The sequence below is a fragment of the Mucilaginibacter gossypiicola genome (assembly GCF_900110105.1).
GTDB classification, from domain to species: Bacteria; Bacteroidota; Bacteroidia; order Sphingobacteriales; family Sphingobacteriaceae; genus Mucilaginibacter; species Mucilaginibacter gossypiicola.
Window position 1 is genome coordinate 34,799 of sequence record NZ_FOCL01000002.1, and the last position, 17,307, is coordinate 52,105.

The window sequence follows — 17,307 nt, forward strand, 5'->3', positions numbered from 1 at the left end:
GCTCTGCTTATCGGGGATTGCTTCCTACCTCGCAATGACGCGTTTTTTATGTCTTTATTGTTTAAATAGCGAATCCACAAACGCCTGCCTGTCAAACAGCTGTAAGTGATCCATACCTTCGCCTACACCTATATATTTCACCGGGATCTTGAACTGATCTGATATACCAATTACCACGCCGCCTTTAGCTGTACCATCTAATTTAGTAAGTGCTAAGGCGTTTACATTAGTAGCCTCGGTAAACTGCTTGCATTGCTCAATGGCGTTTTGACCGGTTGAGGCATCAAGCACCAGCAAAATCTCGTGCGGAGCTCCGGGAATCACCTTTTGCATCACGTTCTTGATCTTGGTTAGCTCGTTCATTAAACCAACTTTATTGTGCAAACGGCCGGCAGTATCTATAATAGCTACATCATCGCCGTTGGCCACTGCCGAACGCAGGGTATCATAAGCAACCGAAGCCGGATCTGATCCCATGGCCTGGGCAACAACTTTTACGCCAACACGCTCACCCCAAAGCTTGATCTGGTCAACCGCGGCAGCACGGAAGGTATCGGCAGCACCTAAAACTACCTGGTTACCGGCCTGTTTTAATTTGTGAGCCAGCTTGCCAATGGTAGTGGTTTTGCCCACGCCATTAACACCAACAACCATGATTACGTATGGCTTATGATCACCATATTCAAAATTGCGGAAGTCGTTACTGTTGTTTTCGGCAAGTAACTGCTGAATCTCATCCTTTAGCAGGGTGTTCAGCTCGTTGGTGCTTACGTATTTATCGCGGGCAACGCGGGCCTGGATCCTGTCAATGATCTTGAGGGTGGTGCTTACGCCAACGTCTGATGTAACCAATACTTCTTCCAAATCATCAAGCACATCATCATCAACGGTTGATTTACCGGCGATGGCTTTGGTGATCTTTGAAAAAAAGTTATCCTTGGTTTTTTCCAAACCGGTGTCAAGCGCCTGCTGATCCTGCTGCGTATTTTCCTTTTTCTTAAAAAAATCAAATAATCCCATATTACGATGTGCGGATTTTAGATTACAGATGTGCAGATTGTTGTCTGAACCCCGAATTTATAGAATTCTAAGAATTTGCGGCCAGAATTGTTTTATTCTGACAATTCTATTAATTCGTTTAATTCTGGTTCTGACATAACAAAAAAAGCCCTCTCGTAAAAACAAGACGGCTTTAATATTTTAATCAAAGAGTGATTATATAGTTTTACCAGCAATTGCATCCTTAACTAAATCGTTAGGGACAATTTGGGTTTTGAATGAATAAGCACCAGTTTTAGGTGATTTATTCATGGTGATCACTTTTGAATATTCTTTGCCTTTACCTGCTACTTTCAGGGTTGCAACTACTTTCTTTGCCATTTCTTGTTAATTTTTTGAATTAGTGAATGATTTAATTAGCAAGTTAATTGTTGTTAGCATGTTAACCTAATCAACCAATCAACTTCATCAACCAATTATTTTATCTCTTTGTGAACAGTTACTTTACGTAAAACAGGGTTGAATTTTTTCAACTCTAATCTTTCGGTAGTGTTTTTCTTGTTCTTAGTGGTGATATAGCGAGACATGCCTGGCATACCGCTTGTTTTGTGTTCGGTGCACTCTAAAATCACCTGAACCCTGTTGCCTTTTTTTGCCATTTTATTTTTATGTTGTACGTGTCACCTCACGGCTTACGTAATTTTTCAATTTTATTATACTGCTAAACTTGAAAGCCAACTACTAAATGTAGCCTTTTTTAACAAATTTATTAATGCAGGCGGTAATACCGTTTTTGCTGATAGTTTTCACAGCAGAAGTAGATACCTTTAAGGTAATCCATTTATCTTCTTCAGGAATATAAAACTTTTTAAGTTTCAAGTTAGGATGAAACCTGCGTTTTGTTTTAACGTTTGAGTTTGAAACGTTGTTACCTACGATAGATCCTTTTCCTGTTAGATCACAAATTCTTGACATGACAAATATTTTTAATTATCAACCCTTTATCCAAAAAGAGTTTGCAAATATCAGACTTTTAAATCAAATATTCAACAGTGATTTAAAAATTTTTCAAAAAAGATTTTCGATGATGCCAGACACTTATCTAATTAGTTAATAACAGGTTATTTTTTCTTGTGTTTGCTATTGTCTGAACCCGAATTTATGGAATTTAGTGAATTGACAGAATGCTAAACAAATTCCATAAATTCTTTAATTCGTTTAATTCGAGTTCAGACAAAATCCATCGCACGCTGCGGGTTTTCCATTTTTGAGCCTATGATCGGTGTTATCACAGCACCATTTTTGCATACGGCAATTTTTTCATTTGGTAACACTCCTTTTAAATCATGTGGTACGGTGATAACACCAACTACAGGCTTAACCTAATAAACTATACCAAAATCTAAAGTCGCCATTCGTCCAATAATTACTTCTTAAAAAAATTTAAAAAGTAGCGATTTTAGTTTATACATCACACATAAATTATTAAATTACGCCCACCATTTAAACCAGTATGAAAACGTTATAAGCTAAACAGAAACAAACAATTTAAGCGCGTAACAGCCTCATCAACCAACCAAACAACCAACCGATGAAAATTACATCATTTGAAGAGTACAAAAAAGTTTACCAGCAAAGTGTTGAGCAGCCCGAACAGTTCTGGGCCGGCATTGCCGATAATTTTTTATGGCAAAAAAAGTGGGACACTATATTAGACTGGAACTTTAAGGAGCCTAAGATCAAATGGTTCCAGGGGGCAAAACTCAACATTACCGAAAACTGCCTCGACCGCCATCTGGAAACTCTTGGCGATAAACCAGCAATCATCTGGGAGCCAAACGACCCTGAAGAAGACCACCGCATATTAACGTACCGCCAGCTTCATGATAAGGTATGCCAGTTTGCCAACGTACTTAAAAATAACGGTGCTAAAAAAGGCGATCGTATTTGTATCTATATGCCTATGATCCCGGAGCTGGCTATTGCTGTTTTGGCATGTGCCCGCATTGGTGCTATTCACTCGGTGGTATTTGGCGGCTTTTCGGCCCAATCAATTGCCGACAGGATCAACGATGCCGAGTGTAATATCGTGATCACTTGCGACGGCGGTAAACGCGGCAATAAAGAAGTACCGCTTAAAACTGTTATTGATGATGCTTTGGTACAATGCCGTTCGGTTAAGAAAGTGATTGTACTTACCCGCAGCCGCACGCCGGTGTCCATGATCAAAGGCCGCGATGTTTGGTGGGAAGATGAGATCAAAAAAGTGGAAACACAAGGTAACCCAAGCTGCCCTGCCGAGGTTATGGATGCCGAGGATATGCTGTTTATCCTGTACACATCGGGCTCAACCGGTAAACCTAAAGGCGTGGTACATACCTGTGGTGGTTACATGGTTTATGCCGGCTATACCTTTGCCAATGTATTCCAATACAACCAGGGCGAGGTTTATTTTTGTACTGCAGATATCGGCTGGATCACCGGGCACTCCTATATAGTATATGGCCCGCTTTCTCAAGGAGCTACTACACTGATGTTTGAAGGTATCCCAACTTATCCTGATTGCGGTCGTTTTTGGGAGATTGTTGATAAGTTTAAAGTAAACATATTATATACTGCGCCAACCGCCATCCGCTCGTTAATGAGCTTCGGACTGGACAACGTGAATAATAAAGATCTAAGCTCGCTTAAAAAACTAGGCTCGGTAGGTGAGCCTATCAATGAGGAAGCATGGCACTGGTTTGACGATAACATCGGTAAAAACCGCTGCCCAATTGTTGATACCTGGTGGCAAACCGAAAACGGCGGTATCATGATCTCGCCAATTGCAGGCATTACCCCTACAAAGCCAGGTTATGCTACCTTACCCCTGCCAGGCGTACAGCCTGTTTTGGTTGATGAAAACGGCAAAGTAATTGAAGGCAACGGCGTAAGCGGCAACCTTTGTATCAAATTCCCGTGGCCGGGTATGCTGCGCACCACTTATGGCGATCATGAACGCTGTCGCACCACTTACTTTGCTACTTACGAAAACATGTATTTTACCGGCGATGGCTGCTTGCGCGATGAAGATGGTTATTACCGCATTACCGGCAGGGTAGATGATGTATTAAACGTATCTGGTCATCGTATCGGCACTGCCGAAGTGGAGAACGCCATTAACATGCACAGCAGTGTTGTTGAATCGGCAGTGGTTGGTTATCCGCATGATATTAAAGGGCAGGGTGTTTACGCCTATGTGGTTAGTCCGGATAAACATGGCGATGAAGAAATCACCCGCAAGGATATCATCATGACAGTATCGCGTATTATAGGCCCGATTGCCAAACCGGATAAAATTCAGTTTGTAACAGGTTTGCCAAAAACACGTTCGGGCAAGATCATGCGCCGTATTTTGCGCAAGATAGCCGAAGGCGATACTTCAAACCTTGGTGATACCAGCACCCTGCTCGATCCATCAGTTGTGGACGAGATTAAAGCAGGAGCATTATAAAAAAACTAATTCGCGTTCTTTCTGAATGCGGCCCAAACATAAAACGGGATGCCGGCAAGAAGCAGTAAGAAGCCATAATATACTGCTTCTTGCCCAGCTCCCGCAATGGCCCAAAGCGCGTAGCCAAAAGCCATTACAGCCAACGCCACAGCTCCGGCCCAGCCGCCTGCCTGTGGCGTTTTCCGCACCCGGATAACGAGATAAGCCGCCGCGGATAACAAATAAGGGATCAAGACACTCAACAACGAAAGCAGCAGCAGGAATTTAAACTGAGCCACCAAACCTTTGGTATAATTCATGGTCATGAACAACGATACCATTACACTGCTAATGATGATACCCATATAAGGAACACCTTTTTTATTGGTGCGGCTGAATATAGGCGGGAAGAGTTTATCTTTTGAAATTGCATAAGGAACCTGCCCCTGTAGCAACGTCCACCCGTTAAGCGAACCGAAAGCTGCGATAGCAATACCCGCACTTACCCAGTAACGGGCACTGCTGCCATAAATGATCACCGCGGTATCAGCATAAGGCGTAAGTGATTTTTGCAATTGCGCCGCCGGAATAATACCGATAACACTTACACTGCCCAGTATATAAACAAACGTTGTAATAAGCAGCCCCAGCATAGTTGCCCTGGCTACCGTTTTTTCGGGATTAGCCACACTGCCCGCTGGCACGGTAGCGCTTTCAATGCCAATAAAGGCAAACATAGTCATGGTGGCTGTCGCCTGCAAAGCGCTTACTATGCTACTGCCACTTGCGTTAAAAGGTGTAAAATTGGCCACCTTAATAAAAAACAGGCCACCTACAGCCACAAGTAACAATGGTAACACTTTTAAAATAGTAGTAACCAGTTGCAGTTTACCGCCTGCAACAACGCCCAGCGTATTGATATAAGCTAATAACCATATCGAACATAAACCGGTGGTTACAGCAATGATACTACTGCTGCCCAGTACCGGAAAAAAGGTGCTCAACGCACTAACAAATGATATAGTGATAGCGGCATTTGCGCAGGCCACCGCAAGGTAATACCCCCAGGCCACTAAAAAACCAATAAAATCTCCTAGGCCATCGCGGGTATAGGCGTAGGGGCCTCCGGTGGCATGAGGCAGCAATTTGCTCAGGTTACTGAAAACCCGGGCCAAAAAGAACGACCCTATTGCCGAAAACACCCATCCCAATAAACCAATGCTCCCGAATGAAGCCATAGCCGCCGGCATCAGGAAAATACCAGCACCAATCATATTGCCAATCACCAGTGAGGTGCTGGTCCACAGGCCTAATTTGTTTTTCTCGGGAATGGTTTCGGGCATAGATTTTCGTTTTGCTGAAAAGATAGGATTTTTCCGGAGAAATATAACGAAGCCTCCTCCACTTCAATTTTATGTGGCTATAGCTAACTTTTCGATAAAAAATAAGATCTTATCTAAACATTTACCTGCAAAATTGCTTTTATAGCAGGTTATTGCTTTTTAAAAAGCGGTTCTGCATTTGCATACCTTGTTCGTCTCAAAAATGAAAAACAAAAAAACTGTGACCGGCGTGATGCTGGTGCTATGCGCGCTGTTTATTATCAGTTTTAAAAACGCAGGTAAAAGAATCATGCCGCCGGTTAAGGACACTACTAATGGCGGCTTGTTCCTGCCCGGCAAATTTAAAGCTGTAGTGGTTGTTGATAGCCTGGAAGGCAGGGCAAGGCATATTGCAGTAAACACCAATGGCGATGTATACGTAAAACTCCGCTTCCCTGATTCGATAGGCGGTAATGTTGCCCTGCGCGATACCAATGGCGATGGCCGGGCGGATATCATCAAAAAATTTGCCGATTATGAGGATAAAGGTCCCTATGGCACGGGCATGAGAGTGCATAAAGGCTACCTGTATTTTAGCTCCGAGGCAAACGTTTATCGTACCAAACTAAATCCTAAATCGCTTGTGCCAGATGGTCCGCTCGAATTGATTTTGCATGATGCTGCCGCTCCTCATGAACATGATGCCAAGCCTTTGGCTTTTGACAATGCAGGGCACATGTATGTGGCTTTCGGTGCCCCGTCAAATGCCTGCCAGGAGCAAAACAGGGTTCCTGGTTCAAAGGGGATCAAGGGCTGCCCATTATTAAAGCAATACGGAGGCATTTGGCAGTTTGACGAGGCCAAACCCAACCAGGTACAGGCAGATGGTATCCGCTATGCTACCGGAATGCGCAGTGTGGTTGCGATGGACTGGAATACTGCCGATAGTTGCCTGTATGTTGTTGCGCACGGCCGCGATGATTTGCGTTTGCAATTCCCTAAAATATTCAGTGCCTGGCAAAGCGCGGTGCTGCCTGCAGAAGAGTTTATTAAAGTAAAAAAAGGTACCGATGCAGGCTGGCCTTATTATTATTACGATCCTATTAAAAAGAAAAAACTGCTAAACCCCGAATACGGCGGCAATGGTATAAAAGTAGGAAACGGCGCTAAATATGCTCAACCGATTATGGCTTTCCCGGCTCACTGGGCTCCTAATGATCTGTTCTTTTACACTGGCAATCAGTTTCCTGCCAGATACAAAAACGGAGCTTTTATTGCCTTTCACGGTTCAACCAATAGGTCTCCCTATCCACAGGCTGGCTTTTTTGTGTGCTTTGTGCCGTTTAAGCACGGAAAGCCCGCCAGCCAGTGGGAAATCTTTGCCGACGGCTTTACCGGTAAAAGCACAGTAGTAAGTGTAAGCGATGCTGTTTACCGGCCTATGGGCCTGGCCATGGGGCCGGATGGTTCATTGTACATCAGCGAAACAGAAGAAGGGAAGATCTGGAAAATCTCCTATACCGGTGGTAAATCCGGGTTCGGCAAGGCAGATCTTGCCAAAATGGAATTGCGCAAAAAACTTCCCGCCTTCCGGCTACCCGATGTTCTAAAGAGCGACCTCCAAACCGGCATGCTAAAAGGCGGCGCTAAAATTTATAATACTTACTGCACCAACTGCCACCAAAAAAATGGCCGCGGCGATGGTAATATGATCCCTCCGCTCAGCGGCTCGGAATGGGTTACCGGAGGCAAGTATATGGAAAAAGATTTGGCTATAAGGGTAGTATTAAACGGGTTGGAGGGGCCTATCAAGGTAAAGAACCACCCTTACAACAGTGCCATGCCCAAGCATAACTTTTTAAGTGACGCCGATATTGCAGCTGTGCTCACCTATATCCGTAACAATTTTGGCAATAACAGTAGTTTGGTTACCGCAGCTGAAGTTAAAAAGATAAGGGCGGAGAAATAATAGTTGCCAATCAGTCCCCGGTCGTATTTTTTAATATTAACCGGATATGCTAATTTTATAGCATGACCTTATCATTCAAATTAATCGCTTTTTGGCTTTTCATTTTTGGCCCCTTAACCGCAGTTGCGTTATCGCCTGCTGATACGTCAAGTAAAAAAAGTCCGCTGCAGATGGAAGCATCAGGCTATCGGCTCAATGACTATACTTTGTTTTTAAAAGATGCCATAACCTTTTTTAAACAGGATAGTGTTGACAAAGGAATGGAGTTGTTGTCAAAAACTATTAAAAACATCAGGTCACAAAGGGATGTAAAACGGATCATGCCCTACCAGGGATATGAAATTATCTCCCTCATTGAAGATATCAATAGCAGCAACCTTTCTCCTGCCGAAAAACAATTAGGAAAAACTTTCTTTAAAATAGTATTTACTACGCAGCCTGGAGATAAAAATTCTGATAACGTTTGGGATGGACTTTTAAAAAATGCGCCCAATACTGTTTTTACACAACGATTAAAGTTACTTACTGCATCATTAAAAGGAAAATCAGCAACAGGCCTTGAACTGATCAGGTTACTGAATAATAACCCGGGACTGGTATCGGCCAATATCATGAAAGCGGAGGCGCTTTTTGACCAGCATAAATACAAGGAATGTATAACATATTGCGATAAAACAATAGCAGCCTGGCCTCAGTATGCCCATGCCTACCATGTACGTGCCCAATGCTATAATAAACTTGATAAGCCAGAAAACGCAGTTGCTGATTATGATAAAGCTATACAGTTTTCCCCCGGGTATTTTATATTTTATTATGACCGGGCCGATTGCCTGCTTGACCTTGAAAAGTACAGGGAAGCAGCAACAGATCTGAGATTGACCTTACGGCTAAGACCAAACTACAACTGGACTTATTATAACCTTACACGGTGCTATAAAAATATGAACATGCCCGATAGTGCTCTTTACTTTATCAATCAGCATATCAGTCAAAACACCGACGATGGTGACGGCTATGACCTGAAAGGCGATATTTACTGCGCCCGGAACGAATATGAAACAGCTATCACTCTTTATACGCAGGCCATCAATTTAGAACCTGAAAGGCGCACTTTTTACGCCGACCGGGGAGATGCCTATTATTATTCCGATAAACTGGATGAGGCTATAAATGATCTTCAAAAGGCTATCAGCATAGATAAATCTTATCCTTTCCCTTATGACAGGATAGGCGATTGCTTCTACAAGAAAAAACAATATGAAACAGCCATAACCTATCATCAAAAAGCTATAAAAGTTAATCCCGAATATAAATATGCCTACGTTGGCCTCAATCTAAGTTATACCCAATCGGGCAAATACCAGGAAGCCATTGATGCTGCCAAAAAAGCGGTAGCTATTGATAGTACTTATGCAACCGCTTTAGGTAACCTGGGGTGGTCATATTATTGTGCAGGTAAATTTGACGACTGTATAAAATACTCGTACAAAGCACTAAAATACCAGGAGGATGCAACTTATGCCATGTTCAATATAGCGCTTGCCACCCTTGCAAAAGGCGAAGCAGAGAAAGCGAAACAATTGTATGCCGGCTTTTTAAAAACCTGCAAAGAAAAGAACTATGAGATAAGGGATGGCGCCACCGAAGATTTGCGGGACCTGATCAAAAAGAAGGTCCGGGTGGAAGAGTCAAAGTTTATAATTGAGCACATTTTTGAACAAAAGGTACAGTAATCAGAAAACAATTTCCCTCAAAAAGATATTAAAATCATCAAACCCGCACATTTTTGCGACAATTAAAAACTTACTTTAGAGTTTTTGTACCATATATAACTATTACTGAAAGTATTGATGATTAACAATTTTCCGCTTAAAAAGCTTGTGCTGGTAGCCGGGCTTTGCTTACCTGTGTTCGCTTATGCGCAGGAAGCGCCAAAAACTAAACCTAACTGGCAAAATCTCGACCTTAAAACCGATTCCGTGTTCGGCATCAGTACCGAAAAAGCATATAACGAACTGCTAAAAGACAAAAAACACGTTACCGTGCTGGTAGCCGTAATTGACGGTGGTGTTGATGTTGACCATGAGGACCTTAAAAAAGTGATCTGGAACAACTCGAAAGAAATTGCCAGAAATAAAAAAGATGATGACAAAAACGGCTATGCCGATGACATTCATGGATGGAATTTTATAGGTTCGGCTAAAGGCGATGTGCATTACGACAACCTGGAGCTTACACGCCTTGTACGTATCGACAATGCACGTTTTGCCAATGCTGACAGTACAAAGCTTTCCGGTAAAGACCTTGCTGATTTTAAGGCATACGGCGCTATGAAAGCCGATATGGACAAACAGGTTAACAAAGCACAGAAAACATATGACATCATCAATAAATTCAATACCCTGCTTGATGGCGTACTGGCAAAACTGGGCAACCAAAACCCAAGCCTTGACGATATCAAAAAATTTGAGCCTAAAGACAATGGAGAAGCTTATGTTAAGCGTGTACTTGAAAGTGCCCTGCCCGATTTTAAAGATGTAGCTGATTTTAGGAAGAAAGAGGTAAACGGCGGCTTAACTCACTATAAGGAGCAACTGGATTATCACCTAAACCTCAATTTTAATTCGAGGGATACTGTTGGTGATAACTATAACAATGCTAACGAGCATTTTTACGGCAACAATGATGTAACCGGCCCCGATGCCGATCATGGCACCCACGTTGCAGGTATCATAGGCGCAGTAAGGGATAACAATTTGGGTATTATGGGTGTAGCCAATGACGTGGCAATTATGTCGGTACGTACAGTGCCTACCGGCGATGAACGCGACAAAGATGTTGCCAACGCCATCCGCTATGCTGCGGCTAACGGTGCCAGGGTGATCAACATGAGCTTTGGCAAAAGCTATTCATACAATAAAAAAGCGGTTGATGAAGCAGTAAAATTTGCATTAAGCAAGGATGTATTGCTGGTACATGCCGCAGGTAATGACAACAATAATACCGAGGTTGAACTCAACGTGCCTAACAGAACTTATGAAGATAAAAGCGGTGTAGCCGGTGCATGGATTGAAGTTGGCGCATCAGGCCCCAAAGATGACGAAACGTTGAAAGCATCGTTCTCCAACTATGGCAAAACCAGTGTTGATGTATTTGCACCAGGCGTAGCCATCAACTCAACTACACCAAAATCAACTTATGCCGAGCACGATGGTACCAGCATGGCGGCTCCTGTGGTAACAGGCCTGGCAGCGCTGATCCGTTCTTATTATCCTAAATTAACAGCTACGCAGGTTAAGGAGATCATCATGAAGTCGGTAGTGAAAATATCACATAATGTAGAAATCAAAGACGGTGAGACTAAAAAAGAAGTTCCATTTAGCGATCTTTGTGTAACCGGCGGTGTAGTTAATACTTATAACGCGCTTCAGCTGGCTGCCACTTATTAAGATCAACCATTTATGAAGAATATCATCCGCCGGATACCGGTATGCACATTTTTACTGGGTATTTTTTTGGGTTTTAATGCCCGAGCCCAAACAGTTGTAACCAAAGTATCAGGCGGATGGATAAAAGGTATTGAAGAAGGGCCAACATTGGTGTTTAAAGGTATTCCGTATGCCAAACCACCGGTTGGCCCTTTACGCTTTATACCACCACAGCCAATGACATCGTGGAAAGACACTCTCTCCTGCATGAAGTTTGGCAGTCCGGCATCACAGGGCGGTGGCGCTGGCGGGCTTAAAGGCAGTGAAGATTGCCTTTCTTTAAATGTTTATACCCCTACAAACGCCAGAGATGCCAAGCTTCCGGTACTGGTATGGGTGCACGGGGGCTCGCTTACAGGCGGCTCGGGTATGGGGATGAACGGGCACGCCTTCGCCGATGATGACAGCGTTGTTACCGTTACGATCAATTATCGTCTTGGTGTTTTTGGCTTTATGTATTTGGGGGATGTAGGCAAAGCCTACCAATCGTCGGGTAATAATGGTTTGCTTGATCTGATCATGGCGCTGAAATGGATCAGGCAAAACATTGCTGCCATGGGCGGCGATGCATCAAATGTTACCGTAATGGGCGAGTCGGCAGGCGCCAAACTAACCAGTGCCCTGTTGGCAACACCACAATCTAAGGGCTATTTTAATCAGCAAATTTTAGAAAGCGGTGCCGTGCAGTGTATCAGAGATTCTGTTACCGCTAAAGGCATCAGGCAGCGCTTAATGACCGAACTGGGTGTTACCAGGCCTGCCGAACTGCTCAAAATTTCTGCCGATAAACTTATAGCAGCACAGGCAAAGATCAGCAATGGGGCACAGGGCACCAATTACTTCGGCCCCGTAATAGACGGTTCTGTTATTTTAGAAGACCCTTATCAATACATTCGTAAAAACCGGAACGACAAAGTACGTTTCCTGATCGGCACCAATAAATTTGAAAGCAAAATGTTTATGGGGTTTGATAAGCGCCTTAATCATCCCGATAGCACCGTGCTTTACGGATGGTTTGGTGATAACTACCGTTATGTTCTGTCAAACTTTGAAAGTGAAGCTAAAAATGACAACGCCGATAATGCGGCCATAAAAGTACTTACACAATACATGTACCAGATGCACAGCTATCGGCTGGCCAATACTTTGGCGCAGGCAGGTAACCATGTTTGGATGTACCGCTTTGACTATAAGCGTGATGGTACCGGCGCTACCCACGCCGACGAATTAGGCTATGTTTGGTTTCTGCCTCATCAAAATAATTTTAATGATACCGAGCTGAAGCTCGCTAACCAAATACACCAAACCTGGGTTAACTTCATAAAGGGTAAAGCTCCCGGCCTGGTAAACGACAAACCTTGGCCGCATTTTGTAGCCGGCGAAAACAATATCATGTTTTTTGATGCTACGTCAGGTCCGGCGCAACTTAGCAGCGTTTATAATGACAAGGCCAGCCCATCTTCGTGTTTTACCTTGAAGTAGATTTTTTATACTCCTTGCAGCCCCCTGTTAGCCGTTAACCAACATTTGTTTATCAACAAATTACTAAAGCTTTATTTACTTTAAAACCCGGTTGTAAATATTACCGTATACAGCATAAAATTATTGAGAAAAACATAGCCTAATTAAAATCCGGTTAACATATTAATAACGTATATGCAAGATGCTTAAAGAGTTTCATAAATATTATGAGATAATTTAAGTATTATTGCTGTTACTTAATGACACCCCTAACGTTAAATGGCTGATCCAAAATTTGAGGCTTATCGCCGTCACGCTGCACAATTTCTGGCGTTTTTATTATTTTTTATTTCGGGGGTTTCGCTTAATTTATATGCCCAGATCTCCGATTCCCGGTTCAGGCACATCAGCAATGAACAAGGACTTTCAAATAGTACCGTAAATTGCATTTTTCAGGATAGCCGCGGTTTCATGTGGTTTGGCACGCGAGATGGCTTAAACCGGTATGACGGTTCAAAGGTGATCATCTATCAAAACAATCCCATCGATAAAGCCAGCATCAGCGATGGCTTCATTAATTGTATTTACGAAGATGCTGCTCACAAACTATGGATAGGCACCAACTATAATCTCAACACGTTTGATCCGGTCACCAACAAATTTTCGGTATGGGGTTTTAAAAACACAACTGTTACTGCCGTAACGGCGCAGGACGACACTCATTTATGGGTAGGCACACAAGGGAACGGATTAAGCCTGCTCGATATTAAAACGGGCAAGACTATACATTACGGGCATAATAAGCAAAACGGAACAGGGCTTAACTGCGACACTGTAAATACCCTTTATAAAGATAAAAAAGGCACCCTATGGGTAGGCACCCGGCATGGCCTTTGTGTGTTTGATGCAGCTAAATCGGCATTCAAACCATTTACAATCAACGGCCCGGTTGCTGGCTGTGATATTACATCTATTGCAGCCGATAAAGCCAATAACATCTGGATAGGCACAAACGGACAGGGCGTGGCTACCTTTGACACACAGGGCAAACATTTCAGATTGTTTGTGCACGATGATATGGATAGCGGCAGCTTATCGGGCAACCTGGTATTACAAGTACTTTGCGACAGGGATGGCAATGTCTGGATAGGCACCATCAACCAGGGAATGAACTGGTACAATGCCAAAACCAATAAGTTTGTGAGGTATTTCCCTCGACCCGAAAATGCCGGCAGCCTTTCAAACACTACCGTTTCGGCAATTTATGAGGATGTGCAGCATGACCTTTGGATAGGTACACACCGCGGCGGGGTTAATTTATATGTAGCCGAAACTGATAAATTTAAACTCTACAGGCAGGGCGTCAATGAGACTACTTTAAGCTATAATGATGTCAAGGCATTTTTCGAGGATAGCCGGGGCAATATCTGGATAGGTACCGATGGCGGCGGCCTTAATAAGTTTAACCGTCAAACCGACCAATTTCGCCAGTATAAATTTAATCCTTATGATGCTGCAAGTATCTCCACCAACGCCATACAGGATATTGCAGAAGATGCACAAGGCAACATTTGGGTAGGCACCTGGGGCGGAGGCATTAACCTCATGAACCCGGCAACCGGAAAATTCACCCGCTTTAAAGCTAATGCCGCCGATCATAACGCAGTAAGCTCGGATTTTATGCAGCGGATGCTGCTTGACAGCCGGGGTAATTTTTGGATAGCGACCTATTTTGGAGGCCTTAATTTGCTGGATACCAAAACGCACAAATTTACCCGCATACTGAAAGACCCGGATGGCAAAACCTCATTTGAAGGGAACAACGTTGTTTCGGTGGGCGAAGATAAAGATGGCAACGTTTGGTTTGGCACCGATGATGGCGGCCTCAACTGTTACAATCTTAACACCCGCCATTTTTCGCATTATTTTGATCACGAGAAAAAGAAAACAGATTCGAGGGTAATTTTTGCTGATAGTAAAGGCCGGGTTTGGATTGGTATGGCCGGGTTATACCTATTTGATAAAAGCAGTAATAAATTCAACCTGTTTACCACTAAAGGCAATTTAAGTACCGACTTCATTAAGGGTATTACCGAAGATGAGAAACACAATCTTTGGATTTCTACATCTACAGGGATTAATCGCTTAAACCCAGAAACGGGAGATAATAAGCAATTTAACACTTATGATGGCTTGCAGGGTACCGAATTTGAGGCCAATGCCTACCTTAAAACCCGCGATGGCGAAATGTATTTCGGCGGCGTTAAAGGCTTCAACAGGTTTTATCCCGAAAAAATAAAGGCCAATACATTTATCCCGCCGGTTTACTTAACCGATTTTCAATTGTATAATAAGCCTGTAATCCCCGGTGGTAAGGATTCTTTGCTCAAAGCAGATATCGGCTTTACGCAGAAAATCACGCTCAATTACAATCAATCATCCATAGCTTTTAATTTCATCGCGCTTAACTATATCGTAAGCCGTAACAACCTTTACCAGTATAAGCTGGAGGGATTGGATAAAGAATGGATAAATGCAGGTATGGAGCGGCGGGCAGCTTACACCAATCTCGATCCGGGGACTTATACATTTCATGTAAAGGCATCCAATAACGATGGCGTTTGGAACAATACCGGAGCATCAGTTACCATAGTTATCACCCCTCCGTTTTGGGTAAGGTGGTGGTTCAGGCTACTGGCTTTGCTCCTGGCCATAGCTGCGGCTTACAGCTTTTATGCCTATCGTATTAATACTATTCAGAAACAGAAAGCCCAGCTTGAAAAGCTTGTGCAGGAACGCACCCGCGAGGTTGTGCAAAAAGCAGGTGAGCTGCAGGTAAAATCAGATGAATTACAGGAGGCTTACGAAGAGTTGCAGGCCCAATCAGAAGAGTTAAAAGCACAATCGGAGGAACTGCAGGTTCAGTCGGAACATTTGCATGACCTCAATGGCAAACTGGTACTGCAAACAGAACAGGAACAACAGGCAAGGGAAGAAGCAGAAAAAGCCAACCAGGCCAAGAGTATTTTCCTGGCAACAATGAGCCACGAAATCCGCACACCTATGAACGGCGTTATAGGCATGGCCTCGCTGCTTGCCGAAACAAAGCTTGATTATGAACAACGGGAATATACCGATACCATTATCAGTTGTGGTGAAGGTTTACTGAGCGTAATAAACGATATCCTTGATTTTTCGAAGATCGAATCGGGAAAAATGGAGGTAGAGCATGAAGACTTCGATCTGCGCCATACCGTTGAAGAAGTGATGGATATTTTTGCACAAAGGGCAGCCCAGCAAAAAATAGACCTCATCTACCAGATCGATGCAGATGTTCCGCTGTACATTGTAGGCGATAGTCTTCGTATAAAGCAGGTATTGATCAACCTTATCAATAACGCCATTAAGTTTACCTCCAAAGGTGAGATTTTCATTAAAGTATTTTTAAAGGAACAAATTGGTGAAGAGGCAGAAATTGGGTTTAGTGTAAAAGATACCGGCATCGGTATCCCTGAAGAAAAGATCTCGCGTCTGTTCAAAGCCTTTTCGCAGGTTGATTCATCTACTACCCGTAAATATGGCGGTACGGGGCTTGGGCTGGCCATTTGTCAACGATTGGTGAATTTGATGGGGGGCGATATTTCGGCAACAAGTAAGTACGGCGAAGGTTCGGTGTTCAGTTTTTCTATCAAAACCATTAAAAGCAAAAACCCGGTACGTACACCGCTGCTTTGCGATCTGGCCGCATTAACCGGATTACGGGTGCTCATAGTTGATGATAACGGCACTAATTTATTTATACTCCGAACCCAGCTGGAGCATTGGAAACTTGAACCGGTAACAGCCTCGTCAGGGCCCGAAGCTTTGGCGATACTCCATAATGACAGTAGCTTCAAACTACTCATAACTGACATGGAAATGCCCGAAATGGACGGTGTTGGCCTGGCAAACCAGGTTAAGGTTAAATATCCAAAACTGCCTATTGTGATGCTGAGCTCTATTGGCGATGAAACCAAAAGCAAATTTCCGGGGCTATTTTCATCCATATTGGTTAAGCCTGTTAAGCAGCACCATTTATGCATGAGCATCCAGAAAGCATTTAACCAGGATAATACGGTAACAACCGAAATTGCAGCCAAAAGTGTATTGTCGGCTGATTTTGCCAAAGATCACCCGCTTAGGATCCTGGTGGCTGAGGATAACCCAATAAACCAGAAATTGATTGAGCGTGTACTGAATAAATTAGGTTACCAGCCTGATATGGCTACCAACGGTGTTTTTGTACTGGAAAAACTTGGCGAAAAAGATTACGATATTATTTTGATGGATATCCAGATGCCTGAAATGGATGGACTGGAAACCACGGCCCAGATCCGCCTGCATGGCGGCAGCCAGCCATATATTGTGGCCATGACAGCTAACGCCATGCAGGAAGACCGCGACATTTGTATGCAGGCCGGCATGGACGACTACCTGTCCAAACCCATGCGTTTGGAAGACCTCGTGACCATACTCCAAAAGGTACAGGTTTTAGGATAACCGGCATAAGTGTTCGGAAGATGCAGATCAATTGAAAGTGTTGGTTTAAAAAGCCAT

The 17,307-nt window shown here is 43.4% G+C and carries 11 protein-coding genes; 6 read left to right on the plus strand and 5 right to left on the minus strand.

Annotation, left to right across the window (positions count from 1 at the left end; all coding sequences use genetic code 11):
* Positions 1-54: 54 nt before the first annotated feature.
* The 4 genes from ftsY to rpmB all read right to left on the minus strand — a co-directional run bounded on the left by ftsY (position 55) and on the right by rpmB (position 1,974).
* Positions 55-1,020, minus strand: a complete 966-nt coding sequence (ftsY, locus tag BMX50_RS05185) for a signal recognition particle-docking protein FtsY (protein ID WP_091208722.1) — start codon at positions 1,018-1,020, stop codon at positions 55-57.
* A gap of 195 nt (positions 1,021-1,215) precedes the next feature.
* Positions 1,216-1,380 (minus strand): DUF4295 domain-containing protein, encoded by a 165-nt coding sequence (locus tag BMX50_RS05190; protein WP_022830074.1) that lies wholly within the window; start codon positions 1,378-1,380, stop codon positions 1,216-1,218.
* A gap of 95 nt (positions 1,381-1,475) precedes the next feature.
* Positions 1,476-1,658, minus strand: a complete 183-nt coding sequence (gene rpmG, locus BMX50_RS05195) for a 50S ribosomal protein L33 (protein ID WP_022830075.1) — start codon at positions 1,656-1,658, stop codon at positions 1,476-1,478.
* Positions 1,659-1,740: 82 nt separating this feature from the next.
* Entirely contained in the window at positions 1,741-1,974 is a 234-nt protein-coding gene (gene rpmB, locus BMX50_RS05200; protein ID WP_022830076.1) for a 50S ribosomal protein L28, read from the minus strand.
* 616 nt (positions 1,975-2,590) lie between these two features.
* Between rpmB and acs the strand changes: the two genes are divergently transcribed.
* Entirely contained in the window at positions 2,591-4,492 is a 1,902-nt protein-coding gene (gene acs, locus BMX50_RS05205) for an acetate--CoA ligase (protein ID WP_091208724.1), read from the plus strand.
* Between the two features lie 5 nt (positions 4,493-4,497).
* Here acs and BMX50_RS05210 read toward each other — a convergent pair whose 3' ends face one another.
* A complete protein-coding gene (locus BMX50_RS05210; protein ID WP_091208726.1) occupies positions 4,498-5,814 on the minus strand; it encodes an amino acid permease in 1,317 nt (438 codons plus the stop codon).
* A gap of 202 nt (positions 5,815-6,016) precedes the next feature.
* On the opposite strand from BMX50_RS05210, the gene BMX50_RS05215 reads away from it, so the two are divergent.
* The 5 genes from BMX50_RS05215 (at position 6,017) to BMX50_RS05235 (ending at position 17,250) form a co-directional block, all read left to right on the plus strand.
* Positions 6,017-7,762, plus strand: coding sequence for a PQQ-dependent sugar dehydrogenase (locus BMX50_RS05215; RefSeq protein ID WP_091208730.1), 1,746 nt, complete (start codon positions 6,017-6,019; stop codon positions 7,760-7,762).
* Between the two features lie 62 nt (positions 7,763-7,824).
* Positions 7,825-9,495, plus strand: coding sequence for a tetratricopeptide repeat protein (locus BMX50_RS05220; RefSeq protein ID WP_091208733.1), 1,671 nt, complete (start codon positions 7,825-7,827; stop codon positions 9,493-9,495).
* Between the two features lie 117 nt (positions 9,496-9,612).
* The gene (locus BMX50_RS05225; RefSeq protein WP_091208736.1) at positions 9,613-11,211 is read left to right on the plus strand and encodes a S8 family peptidase; all 1,599 of its coding nucleotides are present in this window, start codon (positions 9,613-9,615) and stop codon (positions 11,209-11,211) included.
* A gap of 12 nt (positions 11,212-11,223) precedes the next feature.
* Positions 11,224-12,732, plus strand: a complete 1,509-nt coding sequence (locus BMX50_RS05230) for a carboxylesterase/lipase family protein (protein WP_091208738.1) — start codon at positions 11,224-11,226, stop codon at positions 12,730-12,732.
* 258 nt (positions 12,733-12,990) lie between these two features.
* Complete coding sequence (locus tag BMX50_RS05235; RefSeq protein WP_091208741.1) at positions 12,991-17,250, plus strand: hybrid sensor histidine kinase/response regulator; 4,260 nt, start codon at positions 12,991-12,993, stop codon at positions 17,248-17,250.
* The last annotated feature ends 57 nt before the right edge of the window (positions 17,251-17,307 follow it).

What these genes read in the sequence shown, in the direction of transcription:
- ftsY (WP_091208722.1), bottom strand. Translation starts at nt 1,020, where the DNA reads ATGGGATTATTTGATTTTTTTAAGAAAAAGGAAAATACGCAGCAGGAT.
- BMX50_RS05190 (WP_022830074.1), bottom strand. Translation starts at nt 1,380, where the DNA reads ATGGCAAAGAAAGTAGTTGCAACCCTGAAAGTAGCAGGTAAAGGCAAA.
- rpmG (WP_022830075.1), bottom strand. Translation starts at nt 1,658, where the DNA reads ATGGCAAAAAAAGGCAACAGGGTTCAGGTGATTTTAGAGTGCACCGAA.
- rpmB (WP_022830076.1), bottom strand. Translation starts at nt 1,974, where the DNA reads ATGTCAAGAATTTGTGATCTAACAGGAAAAGGATCTATCGTAGGTAAC.
- acs (WP_091208724.1), top strand. Translation starts at nt 2,591, where the DNA reads ATGAAAATTACATCATTTGAAGAGTACAAAAAAGTTTACCAGCAAAGT.
- BMX50_RS05210 (WP_091208726.1), bottom strand. Translation starts at nt 5,814, where the DNA reads ATGCCCGAAACCATTCCCGAGAAAAACAAATTAGGCCTGTGGACCAGC.
- BMX50_RS05215 (WP_091208730.1), top strand. Translation starts at nt 6,017, where the DNA reads ATGAAAAACAAAAAAACTGTGACCGGCGTGATGCTGGTGCTATGCGCG.
- BMX50_RS05220 (WP_091208733.1), top strand. Translation starts at nt 7,825, where the DNA reads ATGACCTTATCATTCAAATTAATCGCTTTTTGGCTTTTCATTTTTGGC.
- BMX50_RS05225 (WP_091208736.1), top strand. Translation starts at nt 9,613, where the DNA reads ATGATTAACAATTTTCCGCTTAAAAAGCTTGTGCTGGTAGCCGGGCTT.
- BMX50_RS05230 (WP_091208738.1), top strand. Translation starts at nt 11,224, where the DNA reads ATGAAGAATATCATCCGCCGGATACCGGTATGCACATTTTTACTGGGT.
- BMX50_RS05235 (WP_091208741.1), top strand. Translation starts at nt 12,991, where the DNA reads ATGGCTGATCCAAAATTTGAGGCTTATCGCCGTCACGCTGCACAATTT.